Genomic DNA, 17,054 nt, shown 5'->3' with positions numbered 1-17,054 from the left:
CAGGGGAAGGCTGTTCATCATCCTTCCCCTGTCTTTCATTTGCCGTTTGGCTCATGTATATCCCATGCCGTCTTTAGTGAATCAACTATATAATCTGCTGCTTCTTCTGCCGGGAGATCATCTATTATTACTTTTGAATGATGCCCTTCATAAATGGGCTGCCTGTCAAAAAAAAGCTTTTTCATCTGTTCGATATTTTTCCCTTGCAGGACCGGTCTGCTGTCAATCAGCAAACTAATTCGTTCCTTCCAGGAATCCCAGGACAGATCAAGGAAAAAGATAATGCATTCCGATAGACAGACTTCACGAATCTCCTCTTGCATAAATGCGCCCCCGCCGACTGAAATGATCTTCAACCTTTGCCTGCATGAATCAATAATGATTTGCTTTTCAGCCTTCCGAAAAGTCTTTTCTCCATATGTATTAAAAATTTCTGAAGTGGGCATATTGAATTTCTTTTCGATTTCTTCATCTATATCGATAAAATCCCTGTATAGTTTTTTGGCAACTTCCCTGCCGATTGTCGTTTTGCCAACACCCATAAAGCCAATCAGCACGATACTTTGCTCCCGAAGTGAAACATCGTTCATGCGTATCCCCCTAGTAAGTTCTATTCTGTACATAAGTATATGCTAAATATAGTTTCTTTGCACTCGCTGACACGGTTGATTCATTGGTTCCTGATTGCCTTCTTGGCCAGCATATCGGCCTGGTGATTTTGCTTTTCAGGTATCCACTTAATAAAAAAGTAAGGAAATCCTTCCGATTCTCTTCTGATTTTTTCAAGTAAAGGAAGGAAGACCTTATTTTTGGTATAGTCGTTTTCGATAACATCTACCGCAACCTTTGAATCGGAACGAAAAGATAGTATTTCATCCGGGAAAGAATCTTTGCAAATCTCGAGCGCTTTAATAATGGCTTGGAATTCCGCCTCATGATTGGATAACACGCCAAGTGGAATGGAAAATTCAGAAGTGCTATTTTCCTGTTTTATATATATGCCTGCACCGCTCGGCCCTGGATTGCCGCTGGATGCCCCGTCTGTATAGACAATAATCATCGATTGTACCACTCCTGCCGTTCGCGATTGGTTCTGCTTGATATTTCAATCATTATAAATGAATATGTCAAAAAAGGTAACCCCATTTGATGGGATTACCTTTTTACAGTTTAGTGATGGTGTCCATCACTTGCATTCTCTGTGCTGCTTTCCTCGGCGGAGGCATCGCCGGCAATGACGGTTTTCATCGGCATGGTATGCTGATCCCTTGCGGTGGTGTGGGCGAACATTTCGTATATACCGTCTTTATCGAAGCTAGTCTTTGCAGTATAGGTCCCATCCCCATTATTTTCTGATTCGATCATGGTACTGTCATCTTCATGATCCTGCTCCCATACTTCAAAAGTGACCTCATCGGCATCCGCAACCATTTCATCGTCATAGGTTACGGTAGCCTTTAGTTCAATGGTTTCATTTAGGTCTGCTGTTTCCGGGACATCAAATTGAACATCGAGTGCAGGTAATTCCTCCTCGACATTGTCATCATCAGTAGATGCTTCCTTATCTCCGCATGCAGCGAGAGCAAAGATTGCTATTGTTATACATAATAGTATCCAAAATTTTCTTCGCATTATTGATCCTCCATCTTGGTATTAGAAATTTGCAATATATAAACCAAGTATATCATTTTAGTTTATTAAGGTTAATGAACGTTACGTGAATTTTGTGGGAGTCGGCCCCAGTTTCGTAATCTGTCATACATCAGGTATATGCCGGCTTCTAAGAGGGGAGTAAATTCCTGTGGTAAAGGAACAAACAGTCCAAAAAGCTGCTTTATCGCATTATTTAGTTGTGATTAGGATGGAAATATTCTTGAAAACCAGCTTGACTTTATTGAAAAATTCAAATAATATGTAATATGTAAGCGTTTTATATTATTTTCTTATTATCATTCTGTCATATAACAAAAGGGGGAATTACTTTGAAAAAGAAAAGAAAAAGTTTTTTGTTTTCTATAATTCTATTGGTGGGCATTATTCTATCTGCTTGCGGTAGTAATGATAGTGGTACTGCAGAAGGCGGAGAAGGAGACGGGGAAGGTTTAGATACAAATATAGTTACGATTGCCACTGGCGGGGCATCTGGGCCATATAATATTATTGGTACTACATTGGCTGAGGAGTACAGTTCCAAATTTGGTGTGAATTCCCGTACACAGACGACCGGTGCATCTGTTGAAAACGTCAATCTAATGGAACAGGATAAGATTGAGATGGCCTTCACCATGAGTGATGTGGTCAGTCAGGCAATTGCTGGAGAGGTTAGCTTTGAAGAGCCAGCTGAGAAGGTAAATCAAATTGCCGCCCTGTATCCGAATTTCGTGCAGATTGTTACCACAGCAGATTCAGGAATTGAAACATTTCAGGATCTAAAAGGAAAACGTATTGCTGTAGGCGACCAAAATTCTGGTGTGGAAGTAAATGCCCGGACACTTCTGAACGGACACGGTATTACATACGATGATATTGAGGTAGATTATCTAGGGTATGCTGAAGCGGCGGATGGGTTACGTGCTGGTCAAATCGATGCGGCTTTCCTCACCAGCGGTTTGCCGAATGCATCTCTGCTGGAACTCTCGGAGTCATTGGATATTCGATTGGTAACAGTTGACCCAGCAGATGTTGAAGAAATAGCACAGGATGAGTCTTACTTTGTTTCAATGGAAATTCCGGAAGGGACTTATGGAAATGAAGAACCGATTCCGACTGCAGCTATTATGAATGCCTTGATTGTCCATGCTGACATGAGTGAGGACGATGTGTATGAGCTGACGAAGACATTCTTTGAAAATCTTGATAGTCTTGTAAATTCTCATCAGGCAGCCGCCGACATTTCTTTAGAGGCTGCCCAGCAAGGGCTTGTAGCACCTTTACATCCAGGAGCAGAACGCTATTACAATGAACAGTAAATGGATTGTATGGAGCACATGTGTCAGTGTGCTCCTCTTTTCTCTTTTCTTTAGACTTCAAGTCGTACAATTGGACTTTGGGCATGCGACGTATTATATAGACACAAAGCGCTTTGAGCTGCATTGGATTCACTCTGTGGAAAGGGAAGAATGGGCAGAGATTTACCGATTGGATAAAGGAGAACTCATTCTTACAGAAACATATTTCAAAACATTTGGTGCAGGAGTACCTTCGGGAGCAGAAGTGATTGCATCCGATGATAGTTTTATCCATATGAAAATCAATCAGCGATTAAGTGAAATGAATCTTACAGTTTCTGAAAATGTGATGACAACCATCATAACCGATCAGTCAGAGATTCCTTTATATAAATTAACGGACGATTATGAAACTGTAAATATTTCTGTTGCATCTTTACATATTTGGGATTACATAGGAGGCGAATTTTTATGACCAGAAAACATAATGACCAAACCGGAAAACATACTGCTTCCGAAGTAGATAATAACGTGGATACTCAAGTTATCTTGGAAAAGTATGATGCCGAATCGAGAGTACGACAGCTGAAAAGCAGGAATATCGTTATTTTTATATCTATCATCGCTATTTTTTATTCAGCATTCCACCTGTTTGTCACCTATAATCCAATTCCGGCACTCTTGCAAAGGTCTGTGCATATGTCGGTTGGGATGGCGCTCATATTTCTTATTTTTCCTACATTCAAAAAGCAGGATAGAGCGAAAATCCCAGTGTATGACTGGTTTTTGTTTCTTTTAAGCATCATATCCTCCTTATACTTAATTGTAGAATATAATGCCATTGTAACAACACGCGGAGGCATTCCAAACGCAATCGATATTTTATTTGCTATCCTTACCGTTCTATTGGTGCTAGAAGCGGCTCGGCGTGTTACAGGGCTCATACTTCCTGTATTGGCGCTAATATTCCTGGCATATCCATTCATCAGCTACATGGACTGGCTGCCTACGATGCTGATGACGAGGCCCTTTGATTTAGGCGACATTTTCGGACAATTGTATTTGAAAACAGAAGGATTATTCTCTACCGCAATTGGGGCATCGGTACAATTTATTTTCCTGTTTATTTTATTTGGAGCGTTTCTGACGAGATCGGGGATGGGACAGTTATTTAATGATTTAGCGATGGCGCTTGCAGGTAGCAAGCAAGGCGGACCAGCTAAAGTAGCAGTCATCTCCAGTGGGTTTATGGGAAGTATTAATGGAGCTGCGGTAGCCAATGTCGTTGGAACAGGGGCTTTTACGATCCCATTGATGAAAAAGATTGGATATTCCAAGAATTTCGCTGGTGCTGTTGAAGCAAGTGCATCGATTGGCGGCCAGATTTTACCGCCTATTATGGGGGCTAGTGCCTTTATTATGGCTGAAACAACTGGAATTGCATATGGAACGATTGCCCTAGCTGCATTGATTCCAGCGGTGCTTTATTTTCTTGGAGTTATCATGCAGGTGCATTTCCGTGCCGGAAGAAGGAATCTGAAAGGGATACCGAAAGCAGACCTGCCGAGAGTAAAAGAAGTTTTGAAGGAACGGGGACATTTGCTGCTTCCGATTGCCGGTCTGGTCGTAATGCTATATATGGGCATACCAGTTGGGTTTTCAGCGTTTTATACGATTATCTTAACCGTCATTGTGGCCGCATTCAGGAAAACAAGCAGAATGGGGATTAAAGATATTCTGGGTGCCATGGAAGATGGGGCAAGACAGTCGCTGTCCGTCATGATAGCCTGTGCGGTAGTTGGAATCATTATCGGTGTTGTCAACCTTACAAGCTTTGGAACGGTCATGACTTCAGCAATTACAAATATCGGGGATGGCTCATTATTCTTAACGTTGTTCCTGACAATGATTGCCTCTATTATTCTTGGAATGGGTCTTCCATCAATTCCTGCATATATCATTACAGCAACAATGACAGCGCCGGCCCTTGCCGAGTTTGGTATTCCTATACTGGTTGCCCATTTATTTGTATTCTATTTCGGAATCTTCGCCAATATTACGCCGCCTGTTGCACTTGCAGCTTTTGCTGGTGCTGGTATATCTGGAGGAGATCCAATGCGTACCGGTTTTACGGCTTTAAGGCTTGCTCTTGCGGGTTTTATCATTCCGTATCTGTTTGTCTATAATCCGGCAATGCTATTGGTGGATACAACAGGTCTCCCGGTGAATGCAACGGAATTTCCATTTCCTCCGCTTCTTGCAGTAGCCATGATTATCACGACCTCGGTTATTGGAATCATTGGACTGGGAGCAGCACTTGAAGGATACTTTAAAACCCATTTAAATGTAATCTACCGAATTATTCTGGGGGTAGGTTCTATTATGATGATTGTTCCGGAGACAACAACAGATATTATAGGATTGATCATTGTGATTGGCATCTTTGCATTGAATTATCTGAAAAACAAAAAAGATAATAGTATAATAGAGTCCAAAACTGCTAGTTAAACGAGGCTCCGTGTAACGATAGTAGTCTTATTATGATTGATTAGCTTTTTTTACTGCATATTGGAAAGAGGTGCAAAAAGATGAAGTTAGTAAGCTATAAGAAGAAAAATGGAGATGACCACTGGAGAATTGGGTGTATCCATCAAGATAGCGTTATCGATTTACAGGCATCCTACAGGGTAATGCTCCTATCAGAAAACGGTGAAGAAGCATTACCGCCACTTAATGAGGTTTTCCCGTCGAACCCAAGTGACTTTTTCTTGAGTGGCATTGATTTAATTGAAAAGGCAAATCGGGCTTACGATCATATTGTCGAAAACAATATGGAAGCACATTTTATAAAGAGAGAGACGGTTGCACTTGGAAATCCGGTGCCATCTCCCTCTAAAATTATCTGTGTCGGAAAAAATTATGCCGATCATGTTGCAGAGATGCAAAGTGAGATTCCGAAATATCCTGTACTTTTTGCTAAATTCACGAATGCATTAATTGGACCGGAAGATGCAATCGAAAAATCACCATCAACGGAGAAATTGGATTATGAGGCAGAACTTGTGATTGTAATTGGAAAACAGGCTTCAAAAGTCAAAAAAGAGAATGCGGGAGACTATATTGCGGGATATACAATAGGGAACGATACGTCTGCAAGAGATCTGCAAAAACGTACACCGCAATGGCTGCAGGGAAAGTCGCTTGATCGTTCCACACCGATAGGTCCGTGTGTTGTCACAGGGGATGAATTAGGTGATGCTTCATCACTCGCGATTAAATCCTATGTAAATGGCGAAGAAAGACAATCTTCCACTACAAGTAATCTAATATTTAATATTCCGTTTCTGATGGAATTCATTTCCGATTTAATTACTTTGAACCCTGGTGATATTATTATGACGGGCACACCGGATGGCGTCGGGTTTGCTATGGATCCGCCCCAGTTTTTGAAAGACGGTGACAGGGTCACGATAGAGATTGAAAGGATTGGCCGAATGGAAAATACGGTGAGATCATACTAGATCCAAACAGTCATTTTTAGTATTCTGACAAGCTGGAAAATAAATAACGGACAACCATTTTGAACTGCAGGTTGTCCGTTATATTCATCTTAGTGGCCGGCAGACTTGAATCTCCCGCCATGTACTTCCTGTGTATCCATGATTGTTGTAAATGCTTTTGGATCATTGTCGATGACGATCTGTTTCAAACTTGCTACTTCCAGACGGGTAATGACCACGTAAAGAACCTGTGTATCCTTTTCCTGATAGCTGTTTTGTCCATATAGTTTTGTAACCCCGCGCTTCAATTTATCCCCTAGGTCATCTGCAATCTCCGCAGATTTTTCAGAGACGATGATTGCAGCCTTGGTTTCGTTCATGATACCCTGTCCGACCCCGTCAATTGTTTTCGAGGCAATATAATAGGTTAGGATAGACAGCATCGCCTGCTCCCAGCCGAGAATGAAACCTGCCCATGCGAAGATAAAAACGTTCACGAACATCACAAATTCGCCGACAGAAAAAGGCAGTTTTTTAGTTACGATAATTCCCAGAATTTCGGTTCCATCAAGTGCACCCGCATTCCGGATAACCAGCCCGACCCCGGCACCGAGTATTAATCCGCCAAATACAGTTGCCAATAAAGGTTCGGCAGTGACAACCTCAATATGATGGAAAACATTTTCCATAACCGATAGGGTAACGATACTAAAAATGGAAGATATCAGAAAATCCTTCCCCATCCTTTTCAATCCGGCAATCAGAAATGGAATGTTTATGATAAGCACTAATATACCGAAGCCAATGCCTGTTAAATGATTGATTAACAGAGAGATGCCAATAATACCGCCATCAATAATATCATTTGGAACCAAGAATAATTCCAGTGCCAGTGCAGCCAGCGTAGCACCGATAAATAACATGATATAGCGAATGATCAGGTGACCGGCCGTTTCTCTTTTTTTATAATTACCTTTAGGTTTATGCACACTTTTTGGCATTTCACCATCTCCTCTTCTTCAAAACGTGGATAACCCGCTGTTATCCATAATATTAATGATATTTCTACTGTTAAACCGTGTCAATGGTAAACGCGTTGATGACAATTATGGAAAGTAGTGGCAGAATTAGGATAGAATGATTTGATTTTGGGAGTGTTGATTATGGAACAGAGACTTATATTGAAGCAATCATTACAATGGAAAATGAATCAGTCACTAATCCAGTCCATCAATATTCTTCAGCTGACAAGCAGTCAATTAATGGAATATCTTAAAGAGATTGCTAACGAGAATCCGTTGATTGAGGAAGTGGAATCCGATATGGATTGGGAACAATTCAGACCAGAGCATTCCAATATGCAGGCAATAGGTGAGATAAACCCATATGAGAAGACGATGTATGACCAGTTAAAAGGGCAAATCTTTATGCTCACTATTCGAGATGACAAATTGAAAGCCATCATTGAGTTCGGAATCGATTCCTTAAATGAGGATGGCTATCTGGATATTGACTTAAAGGAATGGGCAGAAGCATGTGAAACGACATTGGAAACTGTCGAATATGCCCTATCGAAAATTCAGTCTCTGGAACCTGCTGGAATTGGTGCAAGAAACCTCCAAGAATGTATTTTGCTGCAAATCAAACAATTCAGCGGTTATAAACCTTTCGTAGAAGATCTGCTAACACAGCATTTGGAACTGATTGCTGAAGGAGATGTGGATTCAATTAGTGCATCCTATCCAATATCGGCCGAAGAGGCTGCCGACTTGCTTGAACACATCAGGCTCTGTCATCCAAAACCTGGCCAGTTGCTGACAGTACTTGAACCAGAATATATTATTCCCGAAGCTTCCATCTATAAAGCAGAAGGAGAATGGAAGGTCTCATTCTATAAATGGTCGGCTCCCAAAATAACCCTTAATCCAATGTATGAAAATTTTAAAGACCCCGAAAAGGAAGCTGCCGACTATTTAAAGGAAAAATATAAAGAAATTGACTCTTTAAAACAGGCAATCGTTTACCGAGGGAATACATTGGAGCGGGTGATCCGAATTATCCTGGAAAAACAGGCATTATTTTTTGAACATGGTTCCTATATGATTCAGCCATTGACATTAAGGGAGATTGCAGAGGAACTTAACCTCCATACTTCAACGGTGAGCAGGGCAATCAGTCAGAAGTACATTCAGACGGTACAAGGTGTAATCCCGCTCAAATTCTTTTTGCAGAGCGGTGTCAGAACAGAAGATGGGAACGGTACTGCTTCTTATGTAATCAAGAAATTAATCCAGGAAATGATATTATATGAAGATAAAAAACGTCCGTTATCGGATGAGGGAGTAAAAAAGAAGCTGAAGGATGAATTCGATATCGATATAGCGCGAAGGACAGTTATGAAATATCGGGATCAGCTTGGAATACCATCATCGGTTAAAAGGAGAAAGGGAGGATAATCGTGGACAGCGTGATTTTTTACACGAAAGATAGGTGTTCCTTGTGCGATGAAGCGGAAGCCTTACTTTCCCTTTTCAATAGCCAATATTCGTTTACAGTTATGAAAAGGGATATTTATTCCAATGATAAATGGCTTGAAGCGTACCAGCTGGAAATACCCGTAATTGAACTAAAGGGCAGGCAATTGAACTGTAATGAAATTAACTATGATTCAATAGAACGGCTTTTCAAGCAAAGCTAGAAATGGGGCTGAGACATTTCTAAAAATCACTAATCTAAAGACGAATGATTTTAGGGAAGGAAGCCTTGCATGTTGATTTTTATATAGGCTCCGAATTACTGCTTTGTTGATTTACGCTGCGGGAAGTCGCTTTCCACGGGCACCGCCTCGGCCTCCTCGCGGAAGATCGCCGCTGTGGGGTCTTCAGACACGTGCTGTTCCTGCACTAGTCGACTTCCCTCCGCTTCAATCAACCAGCTTAATATTGGTAAGCTATCTCCGTTACATTTTCTGCTGCACGCAGTTACAAACACATGCTACGAAATAAAACAAATTCACCAAACTAGCGTAGGAGCCTCATCAGCCACTCTAAGATTCGCGAAGTCTATTTCCAGAGCTGTAGGAAATACCCCAATCCTTAATAGTAGGTTATGAAAACCTCCCCAAGTAAAAACACTTTTACCAGAACCTCTAAAAAAGAAAGATAGTGGGTAAAGTCATCCGTCGATGTTCTCAGCCACTAATCTTAGTATGTTTTTTTATGTTTACGAACGTATCGGGTGGGAATAACTATAGCGATAGCGGATCAATTTTTAAAACGAATTAATAGAAGTACTTATTATTTGTATAACTTTTGGGATATGTTATAATGAATTTGTCGCCGGGACACAATGTAAACATATGGGTCATTATGCGGCCCAATGAAGGAGACCATGTACATGAAATCCTTGATTAATATTCAAAAAAAACTCGTTCCGGAACTTTTGGAAGTAATAAAGCAAAGGTACACCTTATTGCACAATGTGGATCTCTACCAGCCAATCGGCAGAAGGGCGCTTGCAGAGACAGCCAAACTGACGGAAAGACATGTCAGAGGCGAAATTGATTTTCTGCAGGAGCAGGGATTGATCCAAGTTACTACAAGAGGAATGTATATTACGAATGAGGGCAAATTAATTCTCGAACAGCTTGCTGATTTTATTGGTGAAATAAGCGGCTTGCATGTTTTAGAACAACGAATTAAGGAAACATTACATGTAGATAATGTAATTATTGTCCCTGGTAACAGTGATGAGGATGAGTGGGTAAAACAGGATATGGGAAAAGCATGCGTAAGGTATCTGAAAACCATCCTTAAACCGAAAAACACCATTGCTGTTACAGGTGGAAGCACGATGGCAGTGGTTGCCAAAGTGATGACTCCGCTCAACGACGAAAGTGAAATCCTATTTGTCCCTGCAAGGGGAGGAATTGGTGAAAAGGTGGAGAATCAGGCAAGCGGGATTGTCGCTGAGATGGCAAGAAAAGCCCATGGTGAATATCGAATGCTTTATGTACCTGATCCAATCAGTGATTCCACTTATGAGACAATTATTACGGAACCTGCAATTACCGAAATATTAGAGCAGATTAAGAGCTCAAATATCGTTATTCATGGTGTTGGAGATGCCTTGAGAATGGCCGGCAGACGCAGGACATCCGAACGGGTTATCACTTTATTGAAGGAAAAGAATGCAGCCAGTGAAGCGTTCGGTTATTATTTCGATCATTCAGGCGATGTTGTTCATAAAGTGAAGACAGTCGGTATACAGCTTGAAGATTTAGAAGCAGTGGATCATGTCATTACCGTTGCGGGTGGTACATCAAAGGGAGAAGCAATTGCTTCCTATTATAAGCAAGGAAAAAGCGACCTGCTCATAACAGATCAGGGAGCAGCAGAACGGATATTGAGAGGTTAGCCTCTTTAAATATATCAATATTAAAACGATCCAATAGGAGGAATAGAAAATGGCAGTTAAAGTTGGTATTAATGGTTTTGGTAGAATAGGACGTAACGTATTCCGTCAATCTTTATTGAATGACGAAGTTGAGGTTGTAGCGGTAAATGATTTAACAGATGCAAACATGCTTGCACATTTGTTGAAATATGATTCCGTACACGGTCAATTAGAGGAAGAGATTTCTGTTAAAGGATCTGACCTTGTAGTTGGAGGAAAAGAAATCAAAGTATTGTCTGAACGCGACCCAGCTAACCTTGGATGGGGAGATCTTGGTGTTGAAGTAGTTATTGAATCAACAGGACGCTTCACAAAAGGTGAAGATGCTCAGAAGCACATTGATGCTGGAGCGAAGAAAGTAATCATCTCTGCACCTGCAAACGGAGAAGATTTAACAATCGTAATGGGTGTTAATAACGATCAATACGATCCTGCTAAACATAACATTATCTCAAATGCATCTTGTACAACAAACTGTTTAGCTCCATTTGCTAAAGTTCTTCATGACAACTTTGGCATTAAGCGTGGATTGATGACTACAATCCATTCCTATACAAACGATCAGCAAATCCTTGATTTGCCGCACAAAGACTATCGTCGTGCTCGTGCTGCAGCGCAGAACATCATTCCTACTACAACTGGAGCAGCAAAAGCAGTTGGATTAGTTTTACCTGAAATCAATGGTAAATTAAATGGTATGGCTGTGCGTGTACCAACTCCAGATGGTTCATTGGTTGATTTAGTAGCTGAATTAGATAAGAATGTTAATGTTGATGATGTCAACAATGCATTAAGAGAAGCAGCAGAAGGTCCACTGAAAGGTGTACTGGAATACAGTGAAGAGCCACTTGTTTCTACTGATATTGTCGGAAATTCACATTCTTCTGTAGTAGATGGTCTATCTACAATGATTATGGAAGACAATATGGTTAAAGTTGTATCATGGTATGACAACGAAATGGGATACTCTGCACGTTGTGTTGACTTAGCAGCATTCTTGAAAAAACAAGGATTATAAAAACTAATTTAGGCGGAGGAGGATTCCATTCCTCTTCCGTTTTCTATTTATTCTTATTCTGTTATAAGCGTATATATGAAACATGGTATATAATGGTTACGAACACAGTAATCGGGGAAGACCTATAACAGTCATCACAATGTTACATAGGCCAAAATTAGGAGGGTTTATCATGAACAAAAAAACACTTCAAGACCTTGATGTTAAGGGAAAAAAGGTATTTTGCCGTGTGGATTTCAACGTTCCACTGAATGAAGGAACCATTACAGATGATACACGGATTAAAGCGGCATTGCCGACAATCAACTATTTAACAGAACAGGGAGCTATCGTAATTTTGGCAAGCCATCTTGGACGACCAAAAGGACAAGCAAGCGACGAACTGCGTTTGGACCCTGTTGCCAAGCGTTTAAGTGATTTAATCGGAAAAGAAGTTGTGAAAACAGATTCCGTTTACGGTGATGAAGTTAATGAAGCAATTTCGCGGTTAGGCAATGGCGATATATTATTAATTGAAAATGTTCGTTTCGAAGCTGGAGAAGAGAAAAATGATCCTGAATTGGTTCAGGCGTTTGCGGATATGGCAGATTTGTATGTTAACGATGCTTTCGGTGCAGCACATAGGGCCCATGCATCAACAACTGGCATTGCTGAAAAACTGCCTGCAGCAGCGGGTTATTTGATGGAAAAGGAAATCGCTGCACTTGACGGTGCACTGAATAACCCAGAACGTCCTTTTACAGCGATAATTGGCGGAGCGAAAGTAAAAGATAAGATTAATGTAATAGACAACCTGTTGGATAAGGTGGATAACCTGATTATTGGCGGTGGTCTTGCGTATACTTTCATCAAGGCTAAGGGACACGAAATCGGTAAATCATTACTGGAAGAAGATAAAATGGATTTGGCAAAACAATTCATGCAAAAGGCAGAGGATAAAGGTGTCAATTTTGTCCTTCCAGTTGATGTTGTCGTGGCAGACGATTTTTCAGAAGCTGCCAACACTAAAATTGTCGGTATTGATCAAATACCTTCAGATTGGGAAGCTTTGGATATCGGTCCTAAAACAAGGGAAAGCTACAGCAAAATTGTAGCAGATTCCAAGCTGATTATTTGGAACGGACCAATGGGCGTTTTTGAACTGAATCCATTTGCCGGCGGGACAAAGGCAGTTGCAGAAGCATTGGCTGAGACAAAAGGATTTTCTATCATTGGCGGCGGAGATTCTGCTGCAGCAGTCGAAAAATTTGATCTTGCAGCTGAAATGGATCATGTATCAACAGGCGGAGGAGCTTCCCTTGAATTTATGGAGGGTAAAGATTTACCTGGTGTAGCTGCTTTGGACGATAAATAAAATCGGAATTCCCAAAAAATACTCGAGAGGTGAGACGATGCGTAAAAAAGTAATTGCCGGAAACTGGAAAATGAATAAAGTTTCCTCAGAAGCAGCTCAGTTTGTTGATGATGTTGTTGGAAAAGTGCCGGATAGCGATCAGGTAGAAGCGATAGTATGCGCACCATTTCTATATCTATCATCCTTAGTTGAAAAAACAAAAGGTACGAAAGTGCAAATAGCTGCACAGAATATGCACTTTGAGGATAATGGAGCTTACACAGGTGAAGTAAGTCCAGTCATGCTGAAGGATATCGGTGTTTCCCATGTAGTTCTTGGGCATTCAGAACGCCGTGAATATTTTGCGGAGACAGACGAAACGGTTAATAAGAAAACACATGCAGCATTCAATCATGGCTTAACACCAATAGTATGTGTTGGAGAAACCCTGGAGCAGCGTGAGGCAAATGAGACAATGAGCCATGTAGGTTCACAGGTTGAAGAGGCACTTCGCGGATTATCGGATGAGCAAGTGACCAATACTATCATCGCTTATGAGCCAATCTGGGCAATTGGAACAGGTAAAACTGCTTCAAGTGAAGATGCAAATGAAGTATGTGCCCATATCAGACAAGTGATTAAAAAAGTAACATCTGAAGATATTGCAGAAAAAGTAGTGATTCAGTATGGTGGAAGTGTGAAGCCATCCAATGTTGATGAACTTTTGGCACAATCGGATATTGATGGTGCTTTGGTTGGTGGAGCAAGTCTCGAAGCAGAATCATTTCTGCAATTAGTGGAGGCAGGTATAAAATGAATCAGGATAAACTAGCTGCATTAATCATTCTGGATGGCTTTGCTATCCGTGATGAGGTAATGGGGAATGCAGTCAAGCAAGCAAAAACACCGAATTTTGACCGTTACTGGAATAAATACGCACACAATCAATTGACTGCAAGCGGAATAGCTGTTGGGCTTCCAGAAGGCCAAATGGGTAATTCCGAAGTGGGGCATTTGAATATTGGTGCAGGGCGAATTGTTTATCAAAGTCTTACCCGCGTGAATTTGTCCATTGAAGAAGGGGACTTCTATCAAGTCGGTGCTTTTCTCAAAACAATCCATCATGCGAAGACAAATGATAAGGCACTCCATTTATTTGGATTATTGTCAGATGGCGGAGTTCACAGTCATATTAATCACCTATTTGCCTTATTGCAGCTTGCAAAGGATAGTGGCTTGGATAAAGTATATGTCCATGCATTCTTGGATGGACGTGACGTGGGCCCACAGACAGCAGGTAAATATATTCAGATGACAGAGGAAAAAATGCGTGAGATTGGTATCGGTGAATTTGCAACCATCTCTGGCCGTTATTATTCCATGGACCGTGATAAGCGCTGGGATCGTGTGAAGAAGTCCTATGATGCGATGGTTAACGGGCATGGTCCAACATATCGGAATGCCATGGATGTCATCAGCGACAACTATGAGAATGGAATCTATGACGAGTTCGTTATCCCATCCGTAATAACAGATGAAAATGGTGAACCTGTCGGACAAATTAAAGATAATGATTCCATCATTTTCTATAACTTCCGTCCGGATCGCGCTATCCAGATATCAAGAACATTCGCCAATGCGGATTTCCGTGATTTTGATAGAGGCGATAACGTTCCTAAAGATCTAGATTTCGTCATGCTTACGAACTTCAGTGAAACAGTCAACGGGTATGTTGCCTATGAACCGATTAATTTGGATAATACCGTTGGAGAAGTACTGGCACAGAATAATCTGAAGCAGCTTCGAATCGCAGAAACCGAAAAATATCCACATGTGACATTTTTCATGAGTGGCGGGCGTGAGAAAGAATTTCCTGGTGAAACAAGAATTCTAATCGATTCGCCAAAAGTTGCTACCTATGATCTGCAACCGGAAATGAGTGCATATGAGGTAACAGATGCATTACTAGCAGAATTGGATAGAGGCGAACAGAACGCCATCATCCTCAACTTTGCCAATCCGGATATGGTTGGACACTCTGGAATGCTGCAGCCGACTATCGATGCAATTGAGGCCGTTGATGAATGCCTTGGTAAGATCGTCGATAAGATTACCGAGCTTGGCGGACATGCAATCATTACTGCTGACCATGGTAACTCTGATGAAGTCGTAACCTTGGAAGGAAATCCAATGACAGCACATACGACAAATCCGGTACCGGTTATCGTAACAAAAGATGATATATCCTTGCGTGAAGGCGGGATTTTAGCAGATCTTGCACCAACGTTATTGGATTTATTGAATGTAGCAAAACCGGAAGAAATGACTGGAGAATCATTAATCATTAAAAAATAGTAATGGATAATCTTATAAATTGAAAACAAAGGAGAGATTTTACATGCCATACATTACAGACGTTTACGCTAGAGAAGTTTTAGATTCACGCGGAAATCCAACAATTGAGGTAGAAATATTCACAGAATCAGGTGCTTTCGGTTCTGCAATCGTACCAAGCGGTGCCTCTACTGGTGAATATGAAGCAGTTGAGCTTCGTGACGGAGATAAAGACCGTTACCTTGGTAAAGGTGTACAAAAGGCTGTTGAAAATGTAAATGACATCATCGCACCAGAACTTATCGGTCTTGATGTAACACGCCAAAACATCATTGATGCATTGATGATCGATCTTGATGGTACAGAGAACAAAGGAAAACTTGGAGCAAACGCTATTTTAGGTGTATCTTTAGCAGCAGCCCATGCAGCAGCTAACTATCTGGAAGTTCCTTTATATAACTATCTTGGCGGATTCAATGCTAAGGTATTGCCAACACCTATGATGAACATTGTAAATGGTGGGGAGCATGCAGATAACAATGTGGATATTCAGGAATTCATGATTATGCCTGTTGGTGCACCAACATTTAAAGAAGCATTGCGTACAGGTGCTGAAATTTTCCATTCATTGAAAAAAGTACTTGCATCAAAGGGCTACAACACTGCTGTTGGTGATGAAGGCGGATTCGCTCCAAACCTTGGTTCCAATGAGGAAGCACTCCAGACGATTGTTGAAGCTATTGAAGCAGCAGGCTATAAACCAGGTGAGGAAGTTAAACTTGCAATGGACGTAGCTGCCTCTGAAATTTATGATGATGGCAAATACAACCTAAAAGGTGAGGGTGTTGTCCGTACATCTGAAGAAATGGTTGACTGGTACGAAGAAATGATTAACAAGTACCCAATCATTTCAATTGAAGATGGTCTTGATGAAAACGACTGGGAAGGCTTTAAGCTATTGACAGATCGTCTTGGTGATCGTGTACAGCTTGTAGGAGATGACCTATTTGTTACAAACACTGCCAAACTTTCTGAAGGTATCGAAAAAGGTATTGGTAACTCAATCCTTGTCAAAGTTAATCAAATTGGTACACTTACAGAAACTTTCGAAGCAATTGAAATGGCAAAACGTGCAGGTTATACTGCTGTAATCTCTCACCGTTCAGGTGAAACTGAAGATGCAACAATTGCTGATATTGCCGTAGCAACTAATGCTGGACAAATTAAAACAGGTGCACCGTCACGTACCGACCGTGTAGCAAAATACAACCAATTGCTTCGCATCGAAGACGAACTTGCTGGTATGGGTGAATATGCAGGTCTTACTGCATTCTATAACCTTAAAAAATAAGCAATTTATTTTAAAAGGAACAGCGTATGAACTGGCATCCGTGTCAGGGACGCTATAAAAAACATTAAGCAAATTAAAAGATGATCCCTATAATATAGGGATCATCTTTTTTAGT

General features: G+C 41.0%; 16 protein-coding genes. 12 read left to right on the top strand and 4 right to left on the bottom strand.

The genetic code is table 11. From position 1 onward, the window contains the following. Window positions 1–35: 35 nt before the first annotated feature. The 3 genes from OMHG_RS01075 to OMHG_RS01065 all read right to left on the bottom strand — a co-directional run bounded on the left by OMHG_RS01075 (window position 36) and on the right by OMHG_RS01065 (window position 1,632). The gene (locus tag OMHG_RS01075) at window positions 36–590 is read right to left on the bottom strand and encodes a shikimate kinase (RefSeq protein WP_010647523.1); all 555 of its coding nucleotides are present in this window, start codon (window positions 588–590) and stop codon (window positions 36–38) included. Window positions 591–670: 80 nt separating this feature from the next. Further along, complete coding sequence (locus OMHG_RS01070) at window positions 671–1,060, bottom strand: ribonuclease HI family protein (protein ID WP_010647521.1); 390 nt, start codon at window positions 1,058–1,060, stop codon at window positions 671–673. A 110-nt stretch (window positions 1,061–1,170) separates the two neighbouring features. Further along, entirely contained in the window at window positions 1,171–1,632 is a 462-nt protein-coding gene (locus OMHG_RS01065) for a FixH family protein (protein WP_010647519.1), read from the bottom strand. Window positions 1,633–1,982: 350 nt separating this feature from the next. Between OMHG_RS01065 and OMHG_RS01060 the strand changes: the two genes are divergently transcribed. The 4 genes from OMHG_RS01060 (at window position 1,983) to OMHG_RS01045 (ending at window position 6,469) form a co-directional block, all read left to right on the top strand. Beyond that, complete coding sequence (locus OMHG_RS01060; RefSeq protein WP_010647518.1) at window positions 1,983–2,969, top strand: TAXI family TRAP transporter solute-binding subunit; 987 nt, start codon at window positions 1,983–1,985, stop codon at window positions 2,967–2,969. Beyond that, the gene (locus OMHG_RS01055) at window positions 2,959–3,423 is read left to right on the top strand and encodes a DUF1850 domain-containing protein (protein WP_010647515.1); all 465 of its coding nucleotides are present in this window, start codon (window positions 2,959–2,961) and stop codon (window positions 3,421–3,423) included. The genes OMHG_RS01060 and OMHG_RS01055 overlap by 11 nt, the downstream gene beginning before the upstream one ends. Continuing rightward, a complete protein-coding gene (locus OMHG_RS01050) occupies window positions 3,420–5,456 on the top strand; it encodes a TRAP transporter permease (RefSeq protein ID WP_010647514.1) in 2,037 nt (678 codons plus the stop codon). The genes OMHG_RS01055 and OMHG_RS01050 overlap by 4 nt, the downstream gene beginning before the upstream one ends. Before the next feature lie 80 nt (window positions 5,457–5,536). Next, window positions 5,537–6,469 (top strand): fumarylacetoacetate hydrolase family protein, encoded by a 933-nt coding sequence (locus OMHG_RS01045; protein ID WP_010647511.1) that lies wholly within the window; start codon window positions 5,537–5,539, stop codon window positions 6,467–6,469. Window positions 6,470–6,558: 89 nt separating this feature from the next. Here OMHG_RS01045 and OMHG_RS01040 read toward each other — a convergent pair whose 3' ends face one another. Then, window positions 6,559–7,449: a YitT family protein gene (locus tag OMHG_RS01040; RefSeq protein WP_010647509.1), complete on the bottom strand. Its 891-nt coding sequence runs from the start codon at window positions 7,447–7,449 to the stop codon at window positions 6,559–6,561. Window positions 7,450–7,611: 162 nt separating this feature from the next. On the opposite strand from OMHG_RS01040, the gene rpoN reads away from it, so the two are divergent. From rpoN to eno, 8 genes are all read left to right on the top strand, one after another. Further along, window positions 7,612–8,904 carry an RNA polymerase factor sigma-54 gene (gene rpoN, locus OMHG_RS01035; protein ID WP_010647508.1) on the top strand — a complete coding sequence of 431 codons (1,293 nt, stop codon included), beginning with the start codon at window positions 7,612–7,614 and terminating at the stop codon, window positions 8,902–8,904. Between the two features lie 2 nt (window positions 8,905–8,906). After that, window positions 8,907–9,146 (top strand): glutaredoxin family protein, encoded by a 240-nt coding sequence (locus OMHG_RS01030; RefSeq protein WP_010647506.1) that lies wholly within the window; start codon window positions 8,907–8,909, stop codon window positions 9,144–9,146. Between the two features lie 698 nt (window positions 9,147–9,844). Further along, window positions 9,845–10,864: a sugar-binding transcriptional regulator gene (locus tag OMHG_RS01025; RefSeq protein ID WP_010647505.1), complete on the top strand. Its 1,020-nt coding sequence runs from the start codon at window positions 9,845–9,847 to the stop codon at window positions 10,862–10,864. Window positions 10,865–10,913: 49 nt separating this feature from the next. After that, window positions 10,914–11,921 (top strand): type I glyceraldehyde-3-phosphate dehydrogenase, encoded by a 1,008-nt coding sequence (gene gap, locus OMHG_RS01020; protein WP_010647503.1) that lies wholly within the window; start codon window positions 10,914–10,916, stop codon window positions 11,919–11,921. Window positions 11,922–12,093: 172 nt separating this feature from the next. Further along, a complete protein-coding gene (locus tag OMHG_RS01015) occupies window positions 12,094–13,275 on the top strand; it encodes a phosphoglycerate kinase (RefSeq protein ID WP_010647501.1) in 1,182 nt (393 codons plus the stop codon). A 37-nt stretch (window positions 13,276–13,312) separates the two neighbouring features. Then, on the top strand, window positions 13,313–14,071 hold the full coding sequence (gene tpiA, locus OMHG_RS01010) for a triose-phosphate isomerase (protein ID WP_010647500.1): 759 nt from the start codon (window positions 13,313–13,315) through the stop codon (window positions 14,069–14,071). After that, window positions 14,068–15,609, top strand: a complete 1,542-nt coding sequence (gene gpmI, locus OMHG_RS01005; RefSeq protein ID WP_010647498.1) for a 2,3-bisphosphoglycerate-independent phosphoglycerate mutase — start codon at window positions 14,068–14,070, stop codon at window positions 15,607–15,609. The genes tpiA and gpmI overlap by 4 nt, the downstream gene beginning before the upstream one ends. A 43-nt stretch (window positions 15,610–15,652) precedes the next feature. Further along, window positions 15,653–16,939 carry a phosphopyruvate hydratase gene (gene eno / locus OMHG_RS01000; RefSeq protein ID WP_010647495.1) on the top strand — a complete coding sequence of 429 codons (1,287 nt, stop codon included), beginning with the start codon at window positions 15,653–15,655 and terminating at the stop codon, window positions 16,937–16,939. Window positions 16,940–17,054: the final 115 nt, after the last annotated feature.

The organism is Oceanobacillus massiliensis str. N'diop (assembly GCF_000285495.1).
Lineage (GTDB): Bacteria > Bacillota > Bacilli > Bacillales > Amphibacillaceae > Oceanobacillus > Oceanobacillus massiliensis.
Note: the sequence above shows the minus strand (reverse complement) of the source record. Positions and strands in the feature narration are given on the sequence as shown.